This is a genomic window from Streptomyces sp. NPDC031466 (assembly GCF_055581265.1).
The window spans coordinates 266122-282843 of sequence record NZ_JBVIJT010000005.1; the positions used below are offsets into that span (position 1 = coordinate 266122).

At 74.2% G+C, this 16722-nt stretch carries 17 protein-coding genes; 7 read left to right on the forward strand and 10 right to left on the reverse strand.

Going from position 1 to position 16722, the window contains the following annotated elements:
* The first annotated feature begins 50 nt into the window (after positions 1 to 50).
* The 7 genes from ACZ5GP_RS13230 (at position 51) to ACZ5GP_RS13260 (ending at position 5547) form a co-directional block, all read left to right on the forward strand.
* A complete protein-coding gene (locus ACZ5GP_RS13230) occupies positions 51 to 893 on the forward strand; it encodes a hypothetical protein (protein ID WP_468750948.1) in 843 nt (280 codons plus the stop codon).
* Complete coding sequence (locus tag ACZ5GP_RS13235; RefSeq protein WP_468750949.1) at positions 880 to 3261, forward strand: hypothetical protein; 2382 nt, start codon at positions 880 to 882, stop codon at positions 3259 to 3261. The genes ACZ5GP_RS13230 and ACZ5GP_RS13235 overlap by 14 nt, the downstream gene beginning before the upstream one ends.
* Complete coding sequence (locus ACZ5GP_RS13240) at positions 3258 to 3431, forward strand: hypothetical protein (RefSeq protein ID WP_468750950.1); 174 nt, start codon at positions 3258 to 3260, stop codon at positions 3429 to 3431. The genes ACZ5GP_RS13235 and ACZ5GP_RS13240 overlap by 4 nt, the downstream gene beginning before the upstream one ends.
* 64 nt (positions 3432 to 3495) lie before the next feature.
* Positions 3496 to 4131 (forward strand): hypothetical protein, encoded by a 636-nt coding sequence (locus ACZ5GP_RS13245; RefSeq protein ID WP_468750951.1) that lies wholly within the window; start codon positions 3496 to 3498, stop codon positions 4129 to 4131.
* A gap of 19 nt (positions 4132 to 4150) precedes the next feature.
* Positions 4151 to 5011 carry a peptidoglycan-binding protein gene (locus ACZ5GP_RS13250; RefSeq protein WP_468750952.1) on the forward strand — a complete coding sequence of 287 codons (861 nt, stop codon included), beginning with the start codon at positions 4151 to 4153 and terminating at the stop codon, positions 5009 to 5011.
* A gap of 58 nt (positions 5012 to 5069) precedes the next feature.
* Entirely contained in the window at positions 5070 to 5306 is a 237-nt protein-coding gene (locus tag ACZ5GP_RS13255) for a hypothetical protein (RefSeq protein ID WP_468750953.1), read from the forward strand.
* On the forward strand, positions 5296 to 5547 hold the full coding sequence (locus ACZ5GP_RS13260) for a hypothetical protein (protein WP_358587672.1): 252 nt from the start codon (positions 5296 to 5298) through the stop codon (positions 5545 to 5547). The genes ACZ5GP_RS13255 and ACZ5GP_RS13260 overlap by 11 nt, the downstream gene beginning before the upstream one ends.
* Before the next feature lie 79 nt (positions 5548 to 5626).
* Here the strand turns inward: ACZ5GP_RS13260 and ACZ5GP_RS13265 are convergent, their stop codons facing one another.
* The 10 genes from ACZ5GP_RS13265 to ACZ5GP_RS13310 form a co-directional block, all read right to left on the reverse strand.
* On the reverse strand, positions 5627 to 6856 hold the full coding sequence (locus tag ACZ5GP_RS13265; protein WP_468750954.1) for a cytochrome P450: 1230 nt from the start codon (positions 6854 to 6856) through the stop codon (positions 5627 to 5629).
* 84 nt (positions 6857 to 6940) lie between these two features.
* Complete coding sequence (locus ACZ5GP_RS13270; protein WP_468750955.1) at positions 6941 to 7609, reverse strand: response regulator; 669 nt, start codon at positions 7607 to 7609, stop codon at positions 6941 to 6943.
* Entirely contained in the window at positions 7606 to 8961 is a 1356-nt protein-coding gene (locus ACZ5GP_RS13275; protein WP_468750956.1) for a sensor histidine kinase, read from the reverse strand. Before ACZ5GP_RS13275 ends, ACZ5GP_RS13270 begins: the two co-directional genes overlap by 4 nt.
* 153 nt (positions 8962 to 9114) lie before the next feature.
* On the reverse strand, positions 9115 to 9789 hold the full coding sequence (locus ACZ5GP_RS13280; protein WP_468750957.1) for a response regulator: 675 nt from the start codon (positions 9787 to 9789) through the stop codon (positions 9115 to 9117).
* Entirely contained in the window at positions 9786 to 11177 is a 1392-nt protein-coding gene (locus ACZ5GP_RS13285) for a sensor histidine kinase (RefSeq protein WP_468750958.1), read from the reverse strand. The genes ACZ5GP_RS13280 and ACZ5GP_RS13285 overlap by 4 nt, the downstream gene beginning before the upstream one ends.
* Positions 11170 to 12348 carry an acyltransferase family protein gene (locus ACZ5GP_RS13290; RefSeq protein WP_468750959.1) on the reverse strand — a complete coding sequence of 393 codons (1179 nt, stop codon included), beginning with the start codon at positions 12346 to 12348 and terminating at the stop codon, positions 11170 to 11172. Before ACZ5GP_RS13290 ends, ACZ5GP_RS13285 begins: the two co-directional genes overlap by 8 nt.
* A complete protein-coding gene (locus ACZ5GP_RS13295; RefSeq protein ID WP_468750960.1) occupies positions 12341 to 13294 on the reverse strand; it encodes an alpha/beta hydrolase in 954 nt (317 codons plus the stop codon). The genes ACZ5GP_RS13290 and ACZ5GP_RS13295 overlap by 8 nt, the downstream gene beginning before the upstream one ends.
* A gap of 157 nt (positions 13295 to 13451) precedes the next feature.
* Positions 13452 to 14330, reverse strand: coding sequence for an alpha/beta hydrolase (locus ACZ5GP_RS13300; protein ID WP_468750961.1), 879 nt, complete (start codon positions 14328 to 14330; stop codon positions 13452 to 13454).
* Positions 14331 to 14441: 111 nt separating this feature from the next.
* Positions 14442 to 15758, reverse strand: a complete 1317-nt coding sequence (locus ACZ5GP_RS13305; protein WP_468750962.1) for a kynureninase — start codon at positions 15756 to 15758, stop codon at positions 14442 to 14444.
* Positions 15751 to 16596 carry a tryptophan 2,3-dioxygenase family protein gene (locus ACZ5GP_RS13310; protein WP_358583635.1) on the reverse strand — a complete coding sequence of 282 codons (846 nt, stop codon included), beginning with the start codon at positions 16594 to 16596 and terminating at the stop codon, positions 15751 to 15753. Before ACZ5GP_RS13310 ends, ACZ5GP_RS13305 begins: the two co-directional genes overlap by 8 nt.
* Positions 16597 to 16722: the final 126 nt, after the last annotated feature.

Genomic DNA, 16722 nt, shown 5'->3' on the forward strand with positions numbered 1-16722 from the left:
GCCGTGTCGTGCGCCGTACGCCGCGCATCACTACAGAACAGGAGGAGTTCATGGCCAGGAACCTGTGGATCGGAGCCCCCGGCCGGCTCCGGGAAATACGTCAGGCGGCGAAGAGCTGGGAGCGCACCGCCGAGCTGAACGTCACCGAGTTCAAGGCGCTCGAAGGGCGCGTCACCACCTTCGCCCCCACCCGCACCACCCGCCGCCTGAAATTCTCCTTCGACTGGCTGGAGCCCGGCGACGCCCGGCACCTGGACCGCCTCGCCCGCCGCGTCGGCACCGGGCGGGGCCCGCTCGTCGTGCTCGACCCCGCCGCCGTCAACCTCCTCGACCCCCACCAGGCGGCCGGCCAGTCGGACAGCCCCGGCGGCCGGGACCACTGGTTCACCATGAACGGCGCCGTCGCGCTCGCCCGCGACGCCGACGACCTCACCACCGCCGACTGCCAGGACCCGGCCGCCGCCATCGGCTGGGTGCACGGCACCTGGGCGGGCTGGCCGGTGGTGCCCGGCATGCGGGTGTCCTGGCTCCTGCCGGCCGGCTGGGACCCGGCCACCGCGACCGCCCAGCTGGACTGGAAGGCGGCGGACGGGACGTATCTGAGCACCGCCCACGCCTCCGGAACCTCCGTCACCGGCACCGCCCCCGCCGGCGCCGCCTTCGCGACCCCGGTCGGGCGCCCCGGCACCACCGGTCTGTTCGGGCTCGCGGGCGCCTGCCTCACCCTCGACGAGGAGCCGGGCGCCGACCCGGGCACGGGGCCCGGCGCCCACCTCCTCGGCGACGGCTGCCCGGCCATGTCCGTCACCGCGTACAGCGACGTCCCGGCGGCCCGCCTGCCGTACCGCAACGTCAGCGTCGACCTCGTGGAGGTGCGCCGTGCAGCCTTCTGACGAGGCCCTCGACCACGCCCTCGCCGCCCCCGAGCGCGTCCCCGCCCACTCCACCCGCCTCGGCGGCGAGGAGCTGGGCGGCCAGGTCCAGTCGTGGAAGGTCGAGCGCGCCTACGCCACCGACCTCCCCGAGGCGATGCGGGCCTTCTCCGGCAGCGCGTCCGCCCAGCTCGAAGTGCAGCTGGGCGGCGCCGACGGCGTCCCCGCGCCACGGCTGTACTCGGCCTGGGCGAACCGGGCCACGGGCGACGTCGTACGCCCCGGCCAGTCGGTCGTCCACCGGGCGGGGGCCGCCGGCCGCACCCTGCCCGCCTTCCGCGGCACGGTCCGCTCGCGCGGCGCGGCCTCCGGCAGCGACACCGTCACCGTGCAGGCCCTGGACGGGGCCGAGCGGCTGCGCGGTCCCGCCTCGCTGCCCCGGCCCTACCACGGCTACCTCTACGGCCGCCCGGTGGCCACCGCCACCTGGTGCGTGGACGAACTCCTGCGCCAGGGCGGCATCCACACCTGCCCGCCCCCGCGCGCGCCGCTGGTCGACAAGGACGACACGGCGGACGAGAAGCCGTTCACCGTGCTCTACGCCTCGCTCCACGGCGGCTTCAACTCCACCTACGGCCAGCCGGAGGAGGTGCCGAGCCCGTCCACGTACGACTGGATCCAGGAGGGCGCGCCCTTCGAGCTCGCGCTGATGCCGAAAGCCACCGGGCTCACCGCCTCCTGGATGCCGCGCTCGCGGTTCGTCATGCCCGGCAAGGTCTTCCTGGTGGAGTGCTGGGTCAACACGGCGCTCACGCGCGGCAACCTGATCGAGATGTCGGCGGTGTTCGACCAGAGCGGCACCAAGACCGGCTACATCAAGGCGTCGTTCGACATCGCCACGGGCGTCGTCGGCATCACCTCGGGCACCACGGGCGTCGCCGCGCCCACGGTCACCTGGGGCATCGACAAGCTGGCCTCGCTGCGCGGGAACTGGCACCTCGGTTTCCTGGTCGACACCTCCTCGACCGGCACCGTCGTCGCCCCGACCGTGCAGCCGCGCCTCACCGCCCCCGACGGCTCGCTGCGCGTGGGCGGCAAGTACACGTTCACCCAGGAGTCGGCGTTCCAGCCCACCTCGGAGCTGAACCGGATCGACCTGACCACCGACATGGCCGTCGAGTGCCTCCAGGTCACCGACCGGGTGTGGACGGACACGGCGAGCTATCCGGACCAGGAGTGGGAGCCGAAGGGGTGGTGGGTGAAGGGCGCGGTCCTCGACCTGCCCGAACTGCCGCTGTACGACATCCCCAAGGTCTCCGGCTCGCAGTGGGACGTGATCACCGAGATCGCCCGGGCCAGCATGTCCACCGCCGAATTCGACGAACAGGGCGTCTTCCGCTGGCGCGGTCCCTCCCGGTTCACCACGGTGCCGACCGTCCCCGACCTCACCGTCACCACGAACCGGGACATCGCCTCGCTCACGGTCACCGAGGAGATCGACGCCTGCCGCAACCACTGCGAACAGCCCTACCAGGACTGGACCGGCATCAAGGCGCTGCGCGGCGAGGCGGTGGACGACACGGTGGTGCGGGAGATCAAGCCGAACACCGCCGTCGTCGTGCAGTACGCCATGGCCGAGGACGAGAACGACGTCGGACCGCTCCTGGTCGTGGACGACTCCGTCAGCTACGACGGCCACGGCGTGCGGTTCGGCACGGCGAAGATCGGCGGCACCGCCGTCAAGGGGAAGGTGTCGGTGAGCTGCTGGCGGGAGGGGCCGACCTACTTCGTACGGTTCTCCAACCGCGGTACGACCAGCGTGTGGACGGTCACCAAGGACGGCAAGCCCTCCGTGCGCGTCCTGCCCCTCAAACGGTCGGCCGATCCCAGGCAGCGGTCCTACGCCCGCTGGAACACCACCAGCCAGCAGCACTACGGCAAGCAGCAGTACACGGCGCCCGCCACCGACTGGGTGCAGACGTCCACGAGCGCCGCCGCCCTCGCGGACGCCATGCTCGCCGCCGGCCGCTACCCCGTGCCGCTCCTCGGCGAGGTCGAGATCCTGCACGACCCGCGCGTCCAGCTCGGCGACGTGGTGCGGGTGCGCGACTCCGCGGGCGCCGAACTGGACACCCTCGCCTGGGTGGTGGGCATCCGCACCACGTGCGCCGCGGGCAGCGCCCCGCAGCAGACCCTCACCCTGCGCGGCACCGCCTACAACGGCGCGCCCGCCGACGACGGGCTCACCCCCGACGGGCCGGTGGACCCCGCCCACGGCACGCAGCGGACGTACCAGCGGCTCACCGCCCAGTACGCGACGCTCGACGCCCTCACCACGGCGGCGCTCAGCTACCGGACGCTCCTGACGACGACGGGGGCCACGACATGAACGAGGACGGGAGCCTCGCCATGAACGAGGAGGACGCCGACGGGGCCGTGCTGCCGCCCGGTACGTACGTGCCGCCGCCCGGGCCCGTGCAGATCGACGACCCCCTCGTGGCGGCCGACGACGAGGGCATGGACCCGAACGAGACGCTGCCGCCGCCGCTCGACGGCTGAGCCCCCCGCGCCACCCCCGCCCCCGTGCCCGTGCCCGTGCCCGCTCCAAGGAGGAATCGAACCCATGGTCGCTCTCACCCCGCTCGGCAGCCTGCCCTACCCGCAGCCCGCCGACAACGCCAACATCCCCGTCCACCTCCAGTCCCTCGCCGAAGCCGTCGACGGGCGCACCGTGCTGCGCTTCGCCGACGCCGCGGCCCGCGACGCGAAGGTGAGCGACCCGATCCCCGGCATGCTCACCTGGCTCAACAACCCGGGCCGCTACTACCACTTCACCGCCGCCCGGCAGTGGGCGCCGCTCGTGCCCGGCCCGGTGCACTGGTTCAGCAACCTCAGCGGTACGACGACGTCCACCACGTACGTCGAGACCCTCACCGGCGTCACCGAGCCGTTCGCCGTCACGTTCCTCGCCCCGCCGTCCGGCATCGCGCTCCTGACGGTCGGCGCCCGCATCAACAACAGCGCGGCGGGCCTGGCGCACTTCTCGGCCTCCGTGAAGCAGGGCACCAGGGTCGTCTTCGCCGCCGCCGACAACCGCGCGGCCGTCGTCGGCGGCACCAACCCGGTCTCGGCGAGCAGCCAGTTCCCGCTCTCCGGCCTCACCGCCGGCGCCGCCTACACCGTGACCGGCGCCTACCGGACCACTGCCGCCACCGCCACCTTCACCAACCGCTTCCTGACCATCACCGCCCTGAACTGACACACCCGAGGAGGCCCCTATGGCCACACCTCTGACCCCCGACGCCCTCGTCCGCGCCCTGCGCGGCGAGGGCGTCCGCGTGAGAGAACACGGCGACTGGAGGACGCACAACCGCAACCACAAGGGCCCCTGGGGGCCGGTGCACGGCGTCATGCTGCACCACACCGCCGGCCGCGACAGCCTCGCCGTCTGCCGGCACGGCCTGCCCGACCTGCCCGGCCCGCTGTGTGTCGGCCTGATCGCCAAGGACGGCACGCTCCACCTGGTCGGATACGGCCGCACCAACCACGCGGGCAACGGCTCCAGCGCGGTGCTCGACGCGGTCCGCGCCTCGAAGGCACCGCCGTCCCGGCCCGGCCCCGACGCGGTGGACGGCAACGCCCGCTTCTACGGCTTCGAGATCGAGAACCTCGGCACCGGCCGCGACCCCTACCCCGCCGCCCAGCTCGACACGGTGGAGCGCCTGTCGGCGGCCCTGTGCCGTGCGCACGGCTGGACGGGGGCGAGCGTGATCGCCCACAAGGAGTGGACCCGCAGGAAGATCGACCCGTCCTTCTCCATGCCGGTGATGCGCGGCCGAGTCGCCGCCCGGCTCGGCTCCGGGCCGCCGGGCGACCACACCCCCTCCCCCGCGTACGCCCCGTTCCCCGGCGCGGCGTTCTTCACGGTCGGCCGGCGCAGCACGCTGTGCACGGCGGTCGGCCGCCGCCTGGTCGAGGAGGGCTGCGGACGGTACGAGATCGGGCCCGGGCCCGAGTGGACCGAGGCCGACCGCGCCTCGTACGCCGCCTGGCAGCACAAGCTCGGCTACCGGGGCGGCGCGGCCGACGGGGTGCCGGGGCGGGCCAGCTGGGACCGCCTGCGCGTACCGCGGCCTTGACGGCGGCCGACCCCTTGGGAGGAGCACTGAGGAGCACCGAGGAGAACCGAGGAGAACCATGGAGAAAGACACCACGCGCAGGGCGCTGCGCACCGCCGTACAGGCGCTGTTCACGCTGCTCGCCGCCCTGCCGCTGCTCGCGGCGGACCCGGGCATCGCCGACGTACCGGTGCTCGCGGCCCTCGTCGCCTTCGCCACCGGGCTGAGCCGGCTGATGTCGGTACCGGCCGTCGAAGCGCTGCTGCCCCCGTGGCTGCGCGGGTCGGCCGGCGAGGGGGCGGACGATGGCGGTTGAGACGGGCAGCGTCCCCCTGGAGCTGGAGCGGCTGAGGCGCTCCGTGGACGTGGGGTTCGCGACCACCCGGGGGGATCTGGCGCTCCTGTTGCAGCGGGCCGACCAGACCGACAAGACCCTCTCGGAACACGAGGACCGCCTCGGCGCCCTGGAGCGCAGCCGCTGGCCGCTGCCGTCCCTGGCCGCCATCACGTCGTGCACGGCGCTGGCGGTCACGCTCTGGCAGACCGGCGGCAGATAGCGCGCCGCCCTTCCGGCGGACCGGACCGCTCGTACGGTCCGGTCCGCCGGTCGACGTGTGGTGCGCGCAAGATGCGCAGTCACACCTCGACGAGCAGTTCCTCGAAGCCGCGGATCACGAAGTTCGGTCTGCGGACCGGCTCCGCGGCGAGGCGCAGGGCGGGGGCCCGGCGCAGCAGCGCCCGGGCCGACGCGGCGAGTTCCATGCGGGCCAGGGGGGCGCCGAGGCAGTAGTGGACGCCCGCGCCGAAGGAGATGTGAGGGTTGTCGCGGCGGGCCAGGTCCAGTTCGGCGGGGCGGGTGAAGACGGCGGGGTCGCGGTTGGCGGAGCCGAAGAGGAGCGCCAGCTCGCTGCCGCGCGGGATGCGCACGCCGCCGATCTCGATGTCGTCCAGGACCCAGCGCTCGAACAGCTGGAGCGGGGTGTCGTGGCGCAGCAGCTCCTCGATCGCCGTGAGCAGCAGGCCGGCCGGGTCCGCGCGCAGGGCGGCGAGCCGGTCGGGGTGGCGCAGCAGCGCGTGCCAGCCGTTGACCGTGGCGTTGACGGTCGCCTCGTGTCCCGCGTTCAGGAGCAGCACGCAGGTGGAGATCATCTCCTGCTCGCCGAGCGACTGTCCGTCCTCGTGGGCCGCGATCAGCCCCGAGATCAGGTCGTCCCCCGGGCTCTTGCGGCGGACGGCGATCAACTCCCGTAGGTAAGCGGAGAATTCGACGGATGCGGCGACCGCCTTGGCCGCCGTCTCCTCGGAGGGGCGCAGCTCGTACATCCCGCAGATCGCGGCCGACCAGGGCCGCAGCAGCGGCCGGTCGCTCTCCGGGACGCCCAGCAGCTGGGCGATGACCGCGACCGGCAGCGGCTCGGCGACCCTCGTGGCGAGGTCACCGCCCCCGTCGGCCACCAGCGCGCGCACCAGCTCGTCCGCCAGCTCCTCGATGTAGGGGCGCAGCCGCTCGACCGTGCGGGGCGTGAAGGCCTTGGCGACCAGGCGGCGGATGCGGGGGTGCGCGGGCGCCTCCAGGTCGAGGATGCCGTTGTCGTTCAGGACGTGGAACGGCTCGTGCTCGGGCGGCGGGGCGGCGCGGCCGAACTCCTCGTGGGTGAAGCGGTGCAGGTACGTCCGGCCCAGGCGCCGGTCGCGCAGCAGGGCCGAGACGTCCGCGTGGTGCGGGATCAGCCACTGGTCGGTCGGCGCGTGGTGGAGGGCGCGGCCCGCCGCGCGGAGCCGGTCGTACGCCGGCCAGGGGTCGGCCACGAACTCCGGCGCGTCGGGGGTGAAGACCTCGGAGGGATCGAACGGTACGGGCGTCATGGCGCGACGCTATGGGGTCCCAGGGGGAGCGGACAGACCTCCGGGGGGTGCCGCAGCCCGCCCGGAGGGGCGACCGGAAGTCCGTCAGCCCGGTGTGACCAGCCTCGCCTCGTACGCGAAGACCGCCGCCTGCGTGCGGTCCCGCAGCCCCAGTTTCACCAGGACCCGGCTGACGTGCGTCTTGATCGTGGACTCGGCGACCACCAGGCGCGAGGCGATCTCCGCGTTCGACAGCCCCTGCGCGATCAGCACCAGGACCTCCGTCTCGCGCTCGGTCAGCTCGCCGTACTGCTGCGCCTGGACCGCCGCCGAAAGGCGCGGCGTCTGCGCCATCTTGGAGAACTCCGTGATCAGGCGGCGCGTGACGGTCGGCGCCAGGAGCGCCTCACCGGAGGCCACCACCCGGACGCCTTCGGCCAGTTGGCGCGCCGACGCGTCCTTGAGGAGGAACCCGGAGGCTCCCGCGCGCAGCGCCTGGTACACGTACTCGTCCAGGTCGAACGTCGTCAGGACGAGCACCTTCGACGTGCCCTCGGCCGCGACGATCTCCCGGGTCGCGTCGATGCCGTTCAGCTCGGGCATGCGGATGTCCATCAGGACGACGTCGGGGGCCAGTTCGCGCACGCGCTCGACCGCCTCGCGGCCGTTGACCGCCTCCCCGACGACCTCGATGTCGGGCATGGCGCCCAGCAGGACGGAGAAACCCTCGCGGACCATCATCTGGTCGTCCGCGATGAGCACGCGGATCGTCATGCGACGTCCTCCTTCGCCGCCTCGGGCCGGTCGGCGAAGGGCACCGGCAGGAAGACGGTGACCTCGTACCCGCCCTCGGCCGTCGCCTCGGCCGTCATCTCGCCGTTCAGCATGGTGACGCGCTCGCGCATGCCGGTGATGCCGTGGCCGGCCCCCGGGGACGGCTTGGCCAGGCCGGTCGCCGGGCCGTTGACGACGCGCAGACCGAGGCCGCCGAGGACGTAGCCGACCTCCACGCGGGCCGGGGCGCCGGGCGCGTGGCGCAGGCTGTTGCTGAGGGCCTCCTGCACGATGCGGTACGCCGAGAGCTCCACGCCCTGCGGCAGTTCCCGCACCGCCCCGGTGATCACCTTGTCGACGCTCAGGCCCGCGTCCCGGACGTTGTCCAGGAGGCGGTCGAGGTCGGCGAGGGTGGGCTGCGGGGCGTCCGGCGCCTCGTAGTCCTCCGCCCGTACGACACCGAGGAGGCGGCGCAGCTCGGTCAGCGCCGCCACCGCGTTCTCCCGGATCGTCGCGAACGCCTGCTCCAGCTCGGGCGGCGGGTCCTGCACGCGGTAGGGCGCGGCCTCCGCCTGGATGGCGACCACCGACATGTGGTGCGCGACCACGTCGTGCAGTTCGCGGGCGATGGTGGTGCGCTCCTCCAGGAGCGTGCGCTTGCCGCGCTCGATGGCGGTGACGGTGCGCTGCACCGTGACCTCACGCTGGGCCTCGCTGCGCACATGGGCGAGGGTGGTGACGAGCAGCGCGAGCGCCGAGCAGAACAGCATCGCCGGGGCGTCGGACCCGGCGTAGCCGTTGGCGCCGAAGTCCAGCAGGACCTCGGCGGCCAGGGCGTACGCCGCCGTGGTGAGCCACATCCACAGGGCGGTGCGCGGGCGGGTGCGGGCGGCGACCACGACCATCACCACGATGTGCGCGAAGAAGGCCTCGGGCGTCCACGGCCAGCCGTCCCAGGTGTTCCCGAACGCCGCGGTGAGCAGCGTCGACGCCAGCGACACCCAGAACGCGCCCACCGGCCTGACCAGCGTCATCAGGACGGCTGCCGCCGGGATCAGGCTGACGGCCACATAAGGGGCACCACCGCCCGCGAGGGCCATCCGGTAGGAGATGAACATGGTGATCAGGGCCGCGGCCACCACCAGGGCGTGGCGGATCCAGACGGCGTACGGGCGTATCCGCTCCGGGAGCAGGCGGGCCGCCCCGCCGCCCGCCGTCCGCGGGGGCAGCAGCCGGTAGGCGAAGGCGTCACGGAACAGTGCCTCGCGCAGGCCGCCGAGGGCCTCCCGCGCGAAATGGAACTCCGGGCTCTTGGGGCCCTGGCCCCTGAGCTGCTCAGTCGTATCGGTCACGGTGACGACGGTACGGGGGCGCCGGGCCCGGGTCGTCCACAGCGAGAGGGGTTCCGCGGGGTCCGTCGCAGGTACTACACGCGGACCCGGCGCGCCGCTCCCACCGAGGCCCCACTCTCACCGGTCCACCCGCTCGCACCGATGCCCCCGCTCTCACCGGTGCCCGGAAGGACGCACCACCCCGGACTCGTAGGCGAAGACCGCCGCCTGGGTGCGGTCCCGCAGGCCCAGCTTCACCAGGATGCGGCCCACGTGCGTCTTCACCGTCTGCTCGGCGACGACCAGCTCCGCCGCTATCTCCGCGTTCGACAGGCCCCGCGCGATCAGGGCGAGGACCTCCGTCTCGCGCCCGGTCAGCTCGCCGACGCGGGACCTGAGGGGGCCGCGCCCCCCGCCGTCCAGGCGGGAGAACTCCGCGATCAGGCGCCGGGTGATCCCGGGCGCGAGCAGCGCGTCCCCGGCGGCCACCACGCGCACCGCCTCGGCGAGCTGGTCCGCGGAGGCGTCCTTCAGCAGGAAACCGGACGCGCCCGCGTGCAGCGCCTCGTACACGTACTCATCCAGGTCGAACGTCGTCAGGACCAGGACGCGCACCTCGGGCAGCGCGGCCGTGATGCGGCGGGTGGCCTCGATGCCGCTCAGCTCGGGCATGCGGATGTCCATCAGGACCACGTCGGGCGTCAGCTCGCCGACCTGGGCGACCGCGTCCCGCCCGTCGACCGCCTGGCCGATCACCTCGATGTCCGGCTCCGCGTTCAACAGGACCGTGAAGCCCTGTCTGACCATGATCTGGTCGTCGGCGATCAGTACCCGGATCGTGTCCCTCACTGGCTCTCCCCGTTCGTCGGCGAAACGTTCGTCGGCAAGAAGGCGGACACCTCGTAGCCGCCGTCCGGCAGGGGGCCGGCGGCGAGGTCACCGCCCAGCATCGCGGCCCGCTCCCGCATGCCGAGCAGCCCGTGCCCGGCGCCCGGCGAGGGCGGGACCCGCTCCCGCGCGGCGGTGTTGGTGACGCGCACGCGCAGACCGGCCCCGCCGTGCGCGAGGGCTATGCGCACCGTCGACCCCGGCGCGTGCCGGATGGCGTTGCTCAGCGCCTCCTGCACGATGCGGTACGCCGACAGGTCCACGCCGGGCGGCAGCGGCCGCCGCTCCCCGCCGGCCGGAAAGCCGCCGTGGACGGTCAGTCCGGCCATCCGGGCGTTGTCGAGGAGGCCGTCGAGGCGGTCCAGGGTGGGCAGGGGGGCCTGCGGGGCGCCGTCGGGGTCCTCGGGGTCCTCCGAGCGCAGCACGCCGAGGACCCGGCGCAGCTCGGTGAGGGCCTCCAGGGCGTTCTCCCGGATGCCCCGGAGGTTCTCCCGCAGCTCGTCGGGCGGGTCCTTGACCAGGTGCGGGGCGACCTGCGCCTGGATGGAGATCACGGACATGTGGTGGGCGACCACGTCGTGCAGCTCACGGGCGATGCGGCTGCGCTCCTCCAGCAGCGTGCGCCGGGCGCGCTCCTCGGCGGTGAGCGTCGTCTGCCGGACGAGCTGGCTGCGGGTCTCGCGGCGGGCGCGCAGCAGCGTGCCGATCAGCGTGACGGCCCCGAACACGAGCGCGGAGAGCGGCACCGTCGTGTCGTACGGCCCCGGGCTGATCGTCTGTTGCAGCAGGAACGGCACCCCGACACCGAGGACGTACGCCGCCCAGGCGGCCCTGGCCGACAGCCGCAGCGCCAGCAGCAGCGTCACGGCGGCGTGCGCGATGAACGAGGGAGGCGACCACGGCCAGGGTTCACCGCCTTGATCGGGCGGCATGGCCCCGGCGGCGGTGAACGCCCCATGCCCGGAGGGGATTCGCGCCGCCGCGGCGACGAACACGTTCACCCCGAGCGACAGCCACCACGCGGCGGCCGGCCGCGACAGCGCCAGCAGCAGGGCCACGGCCTGTGCCAGGCTCATGAACCAGCCGAGCGAATAGCCGAGTCGGTAGACCAGCGCCAGCTGGTCGACGTTGTTGATGGTCGTGGCGAGGGTGATCCCGAGGACCACGAGGTGCGGGGCCCAGCGCAGCCGTCGGGGCCTGCCGAGCGGCGGCAGCGGCAGGAGGGCCGCGTTCCACAACTCACCCCGCAGCCCACGCAGACCACGCAGACCGCCGGTCAGGAACCGGTCGGCCCGCTCTCCGTCGCCACCCCCGCGGCCCGCACCGTCCACAAGATCAACCCTAGTCATGCCGCGCCCCCTCGGTCGCCGCCGCCCCCGCCCCGCGGCGCACACGCACCACCCGGGAGCCTCCCTCGCCGCGCCGCGGACCCCCGCGCTCCTGCGTACGGAACGCCGCCCAGCAGACCGCGAGGGCCACCGCGAACACCGGCAGCCAGGCAAGGCGGGCGAGCACCCAGCCGAGTCCGTCCGGCACCGTGTGCAGTCCCGGCAGCGGTGCGCCGGCGAGCAGGCCGAGCGCGGTCACCGCCATCAGGGCCGTCTGGTGCCAGAGGAATATCGTCATCGCCGAGAGGTTGGCGAGGGCCACCGCCGCCCAGGCGAGGGGCGTGCGCGTCCACCGCCGCAACGGCTCCCGCAGCAGCAGCGCGAGCCCGCACTGGGCGAGGCCGAAGGTGACGGCGGCCAGGGTGGGCGGATCGAGGTTCGACACCGCCGCCCCGGGGACGCCGACCATCGAGGCGGGATAGCCGCCCCACAGGACCAGTACGGCGGTGGCCGCCGCGCCGCCCACGAGCAGCACCCGCCCGCAGACGTGCGTCAGCCCGCCCCGCGCCCAGGCCGTGCCGAGGGTGTAGGGCACGAGCCAGCCCGCCGCCACGTTGATCCAGCCGAGCCAGGCCGGGCCCCCGAAGCCGAACCGCAGCAGATCGACGTGGAGGACGACGGCCAGCGGCCACAGCGGGTTGAGCCGCGCCACCAGCGGGGTGGCCGCGGTGAGCGCGGCGAAGACCAGCAGGAACCACAGCGGGGAGAGCACCAGTTTGAGCAGGGTGTGCACCGTGTCCGGGTCCGTGCCGGTCAGGAGGAGGGCGCACGCTGTGGCGGTCCAGACCGCGAGCACGGCGGTGACCGGCCGGAAGAGACGGCCGAGCCGGGCCGCGAGCCACGGGAGGTGGCCGGTCCCCCGCGCCCGCGCCGACGCGTGGCTCCTCGCCGCCACCTGGCCGCCCACCAGGAAGAACACGGCCAGCGTCTGGAAGGCCCAGGAGATCGGGGCGAGCCACGGCAGGTGCCGCAGCGGGCTCGCGCCGCGCAGGGCTCCGCCGTCCGACACCAGCGCCGTGACCAGCCAGTGGCCGCCCACCACACCGAGGATGGCCAGGGCCCGCAGGGCGTCGACGGCGCGGTCCCGCCCGGGAGGCGTACCGGCCTCGATCCGCCGCACCAGGTCACGCATGGCCGGCCTCCGGGGCGTCCCCGCGCACGATCCGGGCGAGGTTGTGCAGCGACACGGAGCCTGGTCGGAGGTAGTCGCTGTGGCCGCCGTCCCCGGCCGGGAAGACACGGGCCCCGAAGTCGGCGGAGAGCGGGTCGGTGCCGAAGCCGACCGTCGTGCCGAACAGGTCGGCGCTGGTGTGCGGCACCTCGGCGATCCAGTCGTCCGTGCCGCGGCCGGCCCAGATCCGGGCCCCCGTGTTCAGGTCGGCGGCCTGGTCGGCGCCGGTGCCGGGGCTGCCGTAGAGCGCGATGTCGGCGACGTCCAGGGTGTGCGGCCCCGAGGCGGCGCTCGCACACACCACCGAGCCGTAGGAGTGGCAGAGCAGGGACACCCGCGCGCGGGCGTTGACGCCGTGCAGGTCGGCGACGAAGGAGCGCAGCGCGGGCGCCGCGCCGTCCGCGCGGCCCGTGGTCAGCACGGCGGGGCTGACCGTACCCGGCGTCTCGTACCCGAGCCAGGCCACGACCGCCGTGCCCGGGCCCAGTTCGCGGTGCAGGGCGAGCGCACCGGCGCGCAGCCTGCCGTAGGTGTCGAGGGAGGTGTCCGAGCCCGGCACCAGGACGGCGACGCGCCCGGCGTCCGCCAGGTCGCCGAAGACCTCGGCGGTGCGGCCCGCGCCCCGCCCGTCGAAGGCGAGGAAGTGCCGGTCGGGCGCGGCCATGGCGCGCAGTCCGGCGGCCCGTTCCCGCGCTCCGTACCGCTCGGCCATGCGGGCGGCCTCGGCGGCGTTCGCCCTGTTCGCCTCGTACGCGGCGGGCAGTTCCCGGGCCGTGACGTGGCCGAGGGCGGCGGGCGCGGGGGCCGGGATCTCGGGGCGGGCGGCACCCGACAGCGGGAACGCCACCGCCGCGGTGACACCGGCCGCCAGCAGAGTGCGGCGCAGCCGCCCGGCACTGATCCTCATCGCGCTTCCCTTCCACCGCGCGGGCCGGTGCTCCGACTCGCGTCCATGGAAGGGAAGTTATGGATCGGGCTCTGTCACCCGCATCACACCGGGGTATGCACCTGCCGCGTAGCTCTCAGGTATGACGGGTATCCCCGGGCCGCCGCGCGGGGCCCGCTCAGAACGCCAGCTGCGCGATCTCCTCCGCGACCACCGCGCACGCGTCCGCCGCCGGATCGATCAGCGGGAAGTGGCCCACGTCCGCAAGAAGGGTGAGGCCCACGACCTCGCCCGCCGCGGCCGCCGCGGCCGCGTACGCCTCGGCCACGGCCTGCGGCACGACGATGTCGTCGCGGCCCTGCACGAGGGCGGTGGCGATGCCCGTCGGGAGCAGCGAGGCGGGATCGGCGTAGGGCAGCCGGCCCGCGAACCTGGCGCTGCCGCCCAGGAGTTGGGTGCAGGCGCCGCCGCACACGTCCAGTTCCTCGGCGGCCGTGAAGTCCGCGATGGGCGCGAGCGCGACGACGCCCCGCAGCGGGGCGGGCCGCTCGGTGCGCCAGGGCGCGTCGGCGGGCAGCAGGTGCCGTGCGGCCGCCCACAGCGCGAGGTGGCCGCCCGCGGAGTGCCCGGTGACGACCGTGCGGCGCGGGTCGGCCGACGGCAGGGCCTCGCGTACGAGCGGGAAGAGGGCGTCGAAGGCGGCGGCCACGTCGTCGAAGGTCTCCGGCCAGCGCCCGGCCACCGGGGCCGTGCCGCCCTGGGCCGGGATGGGGCTGCCCCTGCGGTACTCGACGTTGGCCACCGCGAAGCCCCGGCGCGCGAGGAAGTCCGCGAACGGCGTCAGGTGCCACCGGTCGTACGGCGCGCGCCAGGCGCCGCCGTGCAGGGTGACGACCAGCGGCGCGGGCCGGGGGGTGTCGCCCCGGGGCGCGTAGAAGTCGATGACCTGGTCGGGGTGCGCGCCGTACGCGGCGGTGGCGTCCGGCTCCACGACGGGGTGCGAGAAGGCGGCTTCGGCCTCGGCGGCATCGCGGGCCACGGCGGCGTCGTCCGGCATGCGGCAACCTCTCCACAACAGTGCGGCTGGCGGGCACGTCCCGTCCCCCCGGACGCGGGGGAACGGGACCAAGATCCGCCGGACGCTACCAGCCCGGCGCGCGCCCCGGCATCACGCCGCCAGCGTCCGCGCGAGGACGCGGGCGGCCCGCTCGGCGTCGGCGAAGGAGACGTACAGCGGGGTGAAGCCGAAGCGCAGCACGTCCGGCGCGCGGAAGTCGCCCACCACACCCTGTTCGACCAGGCGCTTCATGACGTCGCCGGCGTCCGCGCAGCGCAGCGCGACCTGGCTGCCGCGCTCGGCGTGCGCGGCCGGGGTGAGCGACTCCACCAGGCCGCGCGGTACGTACGCCTCGACGCACCGCAGGAAGAAGTCCGTCAGGGCGAGGGACTTGGCCCGTACCGCGTCGACCGAGACGCCGTCCCAGACGTCGAGGGCCGCTTCCAGGGCGAGCATGGACAGGATGTCCGGCGTGCCGACGCGTCCGCGCACCGCGCCCTGGGCGGGCTCGAAGTCGGGGCGCATCCCGAAGGGCTCGGCGTGCGCGTTCCAGCCGGGCAGCGGCGAGTCGAACCGCTCCTGGTGCTCCTCGCGCACATAGAGATAGGCCGGTGAACCGGGGCCGCCGTTCAGGTACTTGTAGGTGCAGCCGACCGCGAGGTCCACGCCGTGCTCGTCCAGGCCGACGGGCAGGGCGCCCGCCGTGTGGCACAGGTCCCAGACGGCGAGGGCGCCCACCGCGTGCGCGGCCGCCGTCAGGCCGGGCAGGTCGTGCAGGCGGCCGGTGCGGTAGTCGGCGTGGTTCAGCAGCACGGCGGCCGTGCGCGGGCCGAGCGCGGCCGGCACCTCGGCGGGCGCGAGCGGGATCAGCCGGCAGCCGGTGAGGCGGGCCGCCGATTGCGCGATGTACCCGTCCGTGGGGAAGGTCGTGGCGTCAACGATGATCTCGTCGCGCCCCCCGTCCGAGTGGCGGCCCCGCTCGTCCCAGTGACCGCTGCCCCCGACCGAGGGGCGGCCGCTCCCGCCCGGGTGCTCGCCGCCCCCGCCCGGGTGCTCGCCGCCCCCGTCCGGGTGGTCGCCGCTCTCGCCGCGGGCCAGCCGCACGGCGCCGACCAGCGCCTTGAAGACGTTCACGCTGGTCGAGTCGCCGACCACGATCTGGCCGGGGGCGGCGCCGACCAGTGGGGCGACGCGGTCGCCGATGCGCTCGGGCGCGGTCCACCAGCCGCTCTCGTCCCAGGAGCGGATGCGCAGCTCGCCCCACTGGCGGGCGATGACGTCCGCGACGCGGTCCGGCACGTTCGCGGGCAGGGCGCCCAGGGAGTTGCCGTCCAGATAGACGGTGTCGTCCAGGACGAATTCGGCGCGCTTGGCGGCCAGATCGTCCTTCGCGTCCAAGGCCTCGGCCTCGCTGCGCAGGTCAGACATGGCTCCTCGCCGTCCACAGCTCGGGGAACACGTTCTTCGTCGCCCGCTTCTCCAGCCAGGCCACGCCGGCCGAGCCGCCCGTGCCCGTCTTGGAGCCCATCGCGCGGCGGGTGGCGACCAGGTGGTCGTTGCGCCAGCGCCAGACCAGCTCGGCCACGTCCGTCAACGTCTCGCCGAGCCGGGCCAGTTCGGCGCTCTCGTCGCCGGAGTACAGCGCCGTCCAGACCGCCTCGACCTCGGGCGACGGCTCGTACTTCTTCGTCAGGTCGCGCTCCAGGACGGCGTCCGGGATCGCGTGCCCCCGCCGGGCGAGCAGCCTGAGCACCTCGTCGTACAGGCTCGGCTCGTGCAGGGCCTTCTCCAGCTCCGCGTGGACGCGCGGGGCGCCCCGGTGCGGGACCAGCATGGACGCCGACTTGTCGCCCAGCAGGAACTCCATGCGCCGGTACATCGCGGACTGGAACCCGGAGCCCTCGCCGAGCGAACTCCGGTAGGAGTTGAACTGCGCGGGGGTCAGACCGGCCAGCGGGGTCCAGGAGTGGTTCAGGGCCTCCAGCTCGCGGATGCTGCGCTTGAGCGCGGCCACGGCGACCGGGACGTCGTCGCGGCGCAGGGCGCTCGCGGCGGTCTCCCACTCGTGGACGATCACCGTGAACCACAGCTCCATGACCTGGGTGGTGACCAGGAAGACCATCTCGCCGGGGTCGTCCGAACGCAGGTGCTGGAGGTGGGTGAGGACATCCGCCTGGACGTAGTCCTCGTACGGAGTGGTGCCGGCGAAGTCGAGGTTCGGGGCCTCGTGCGTCTCGGCGGGCGTCTCATGCGCCTCTGGGGACATCGCTGTCTCCTCGTACGTACTCCGGGTAGCGGTCCGCCCCTGCCGGTACCGGCACGGGGGCCCCGGTCCCCACCGGCATCCTCTGCAACTTTCCCCGAAACGGCAAGGCACACCCGTTCGGGACCC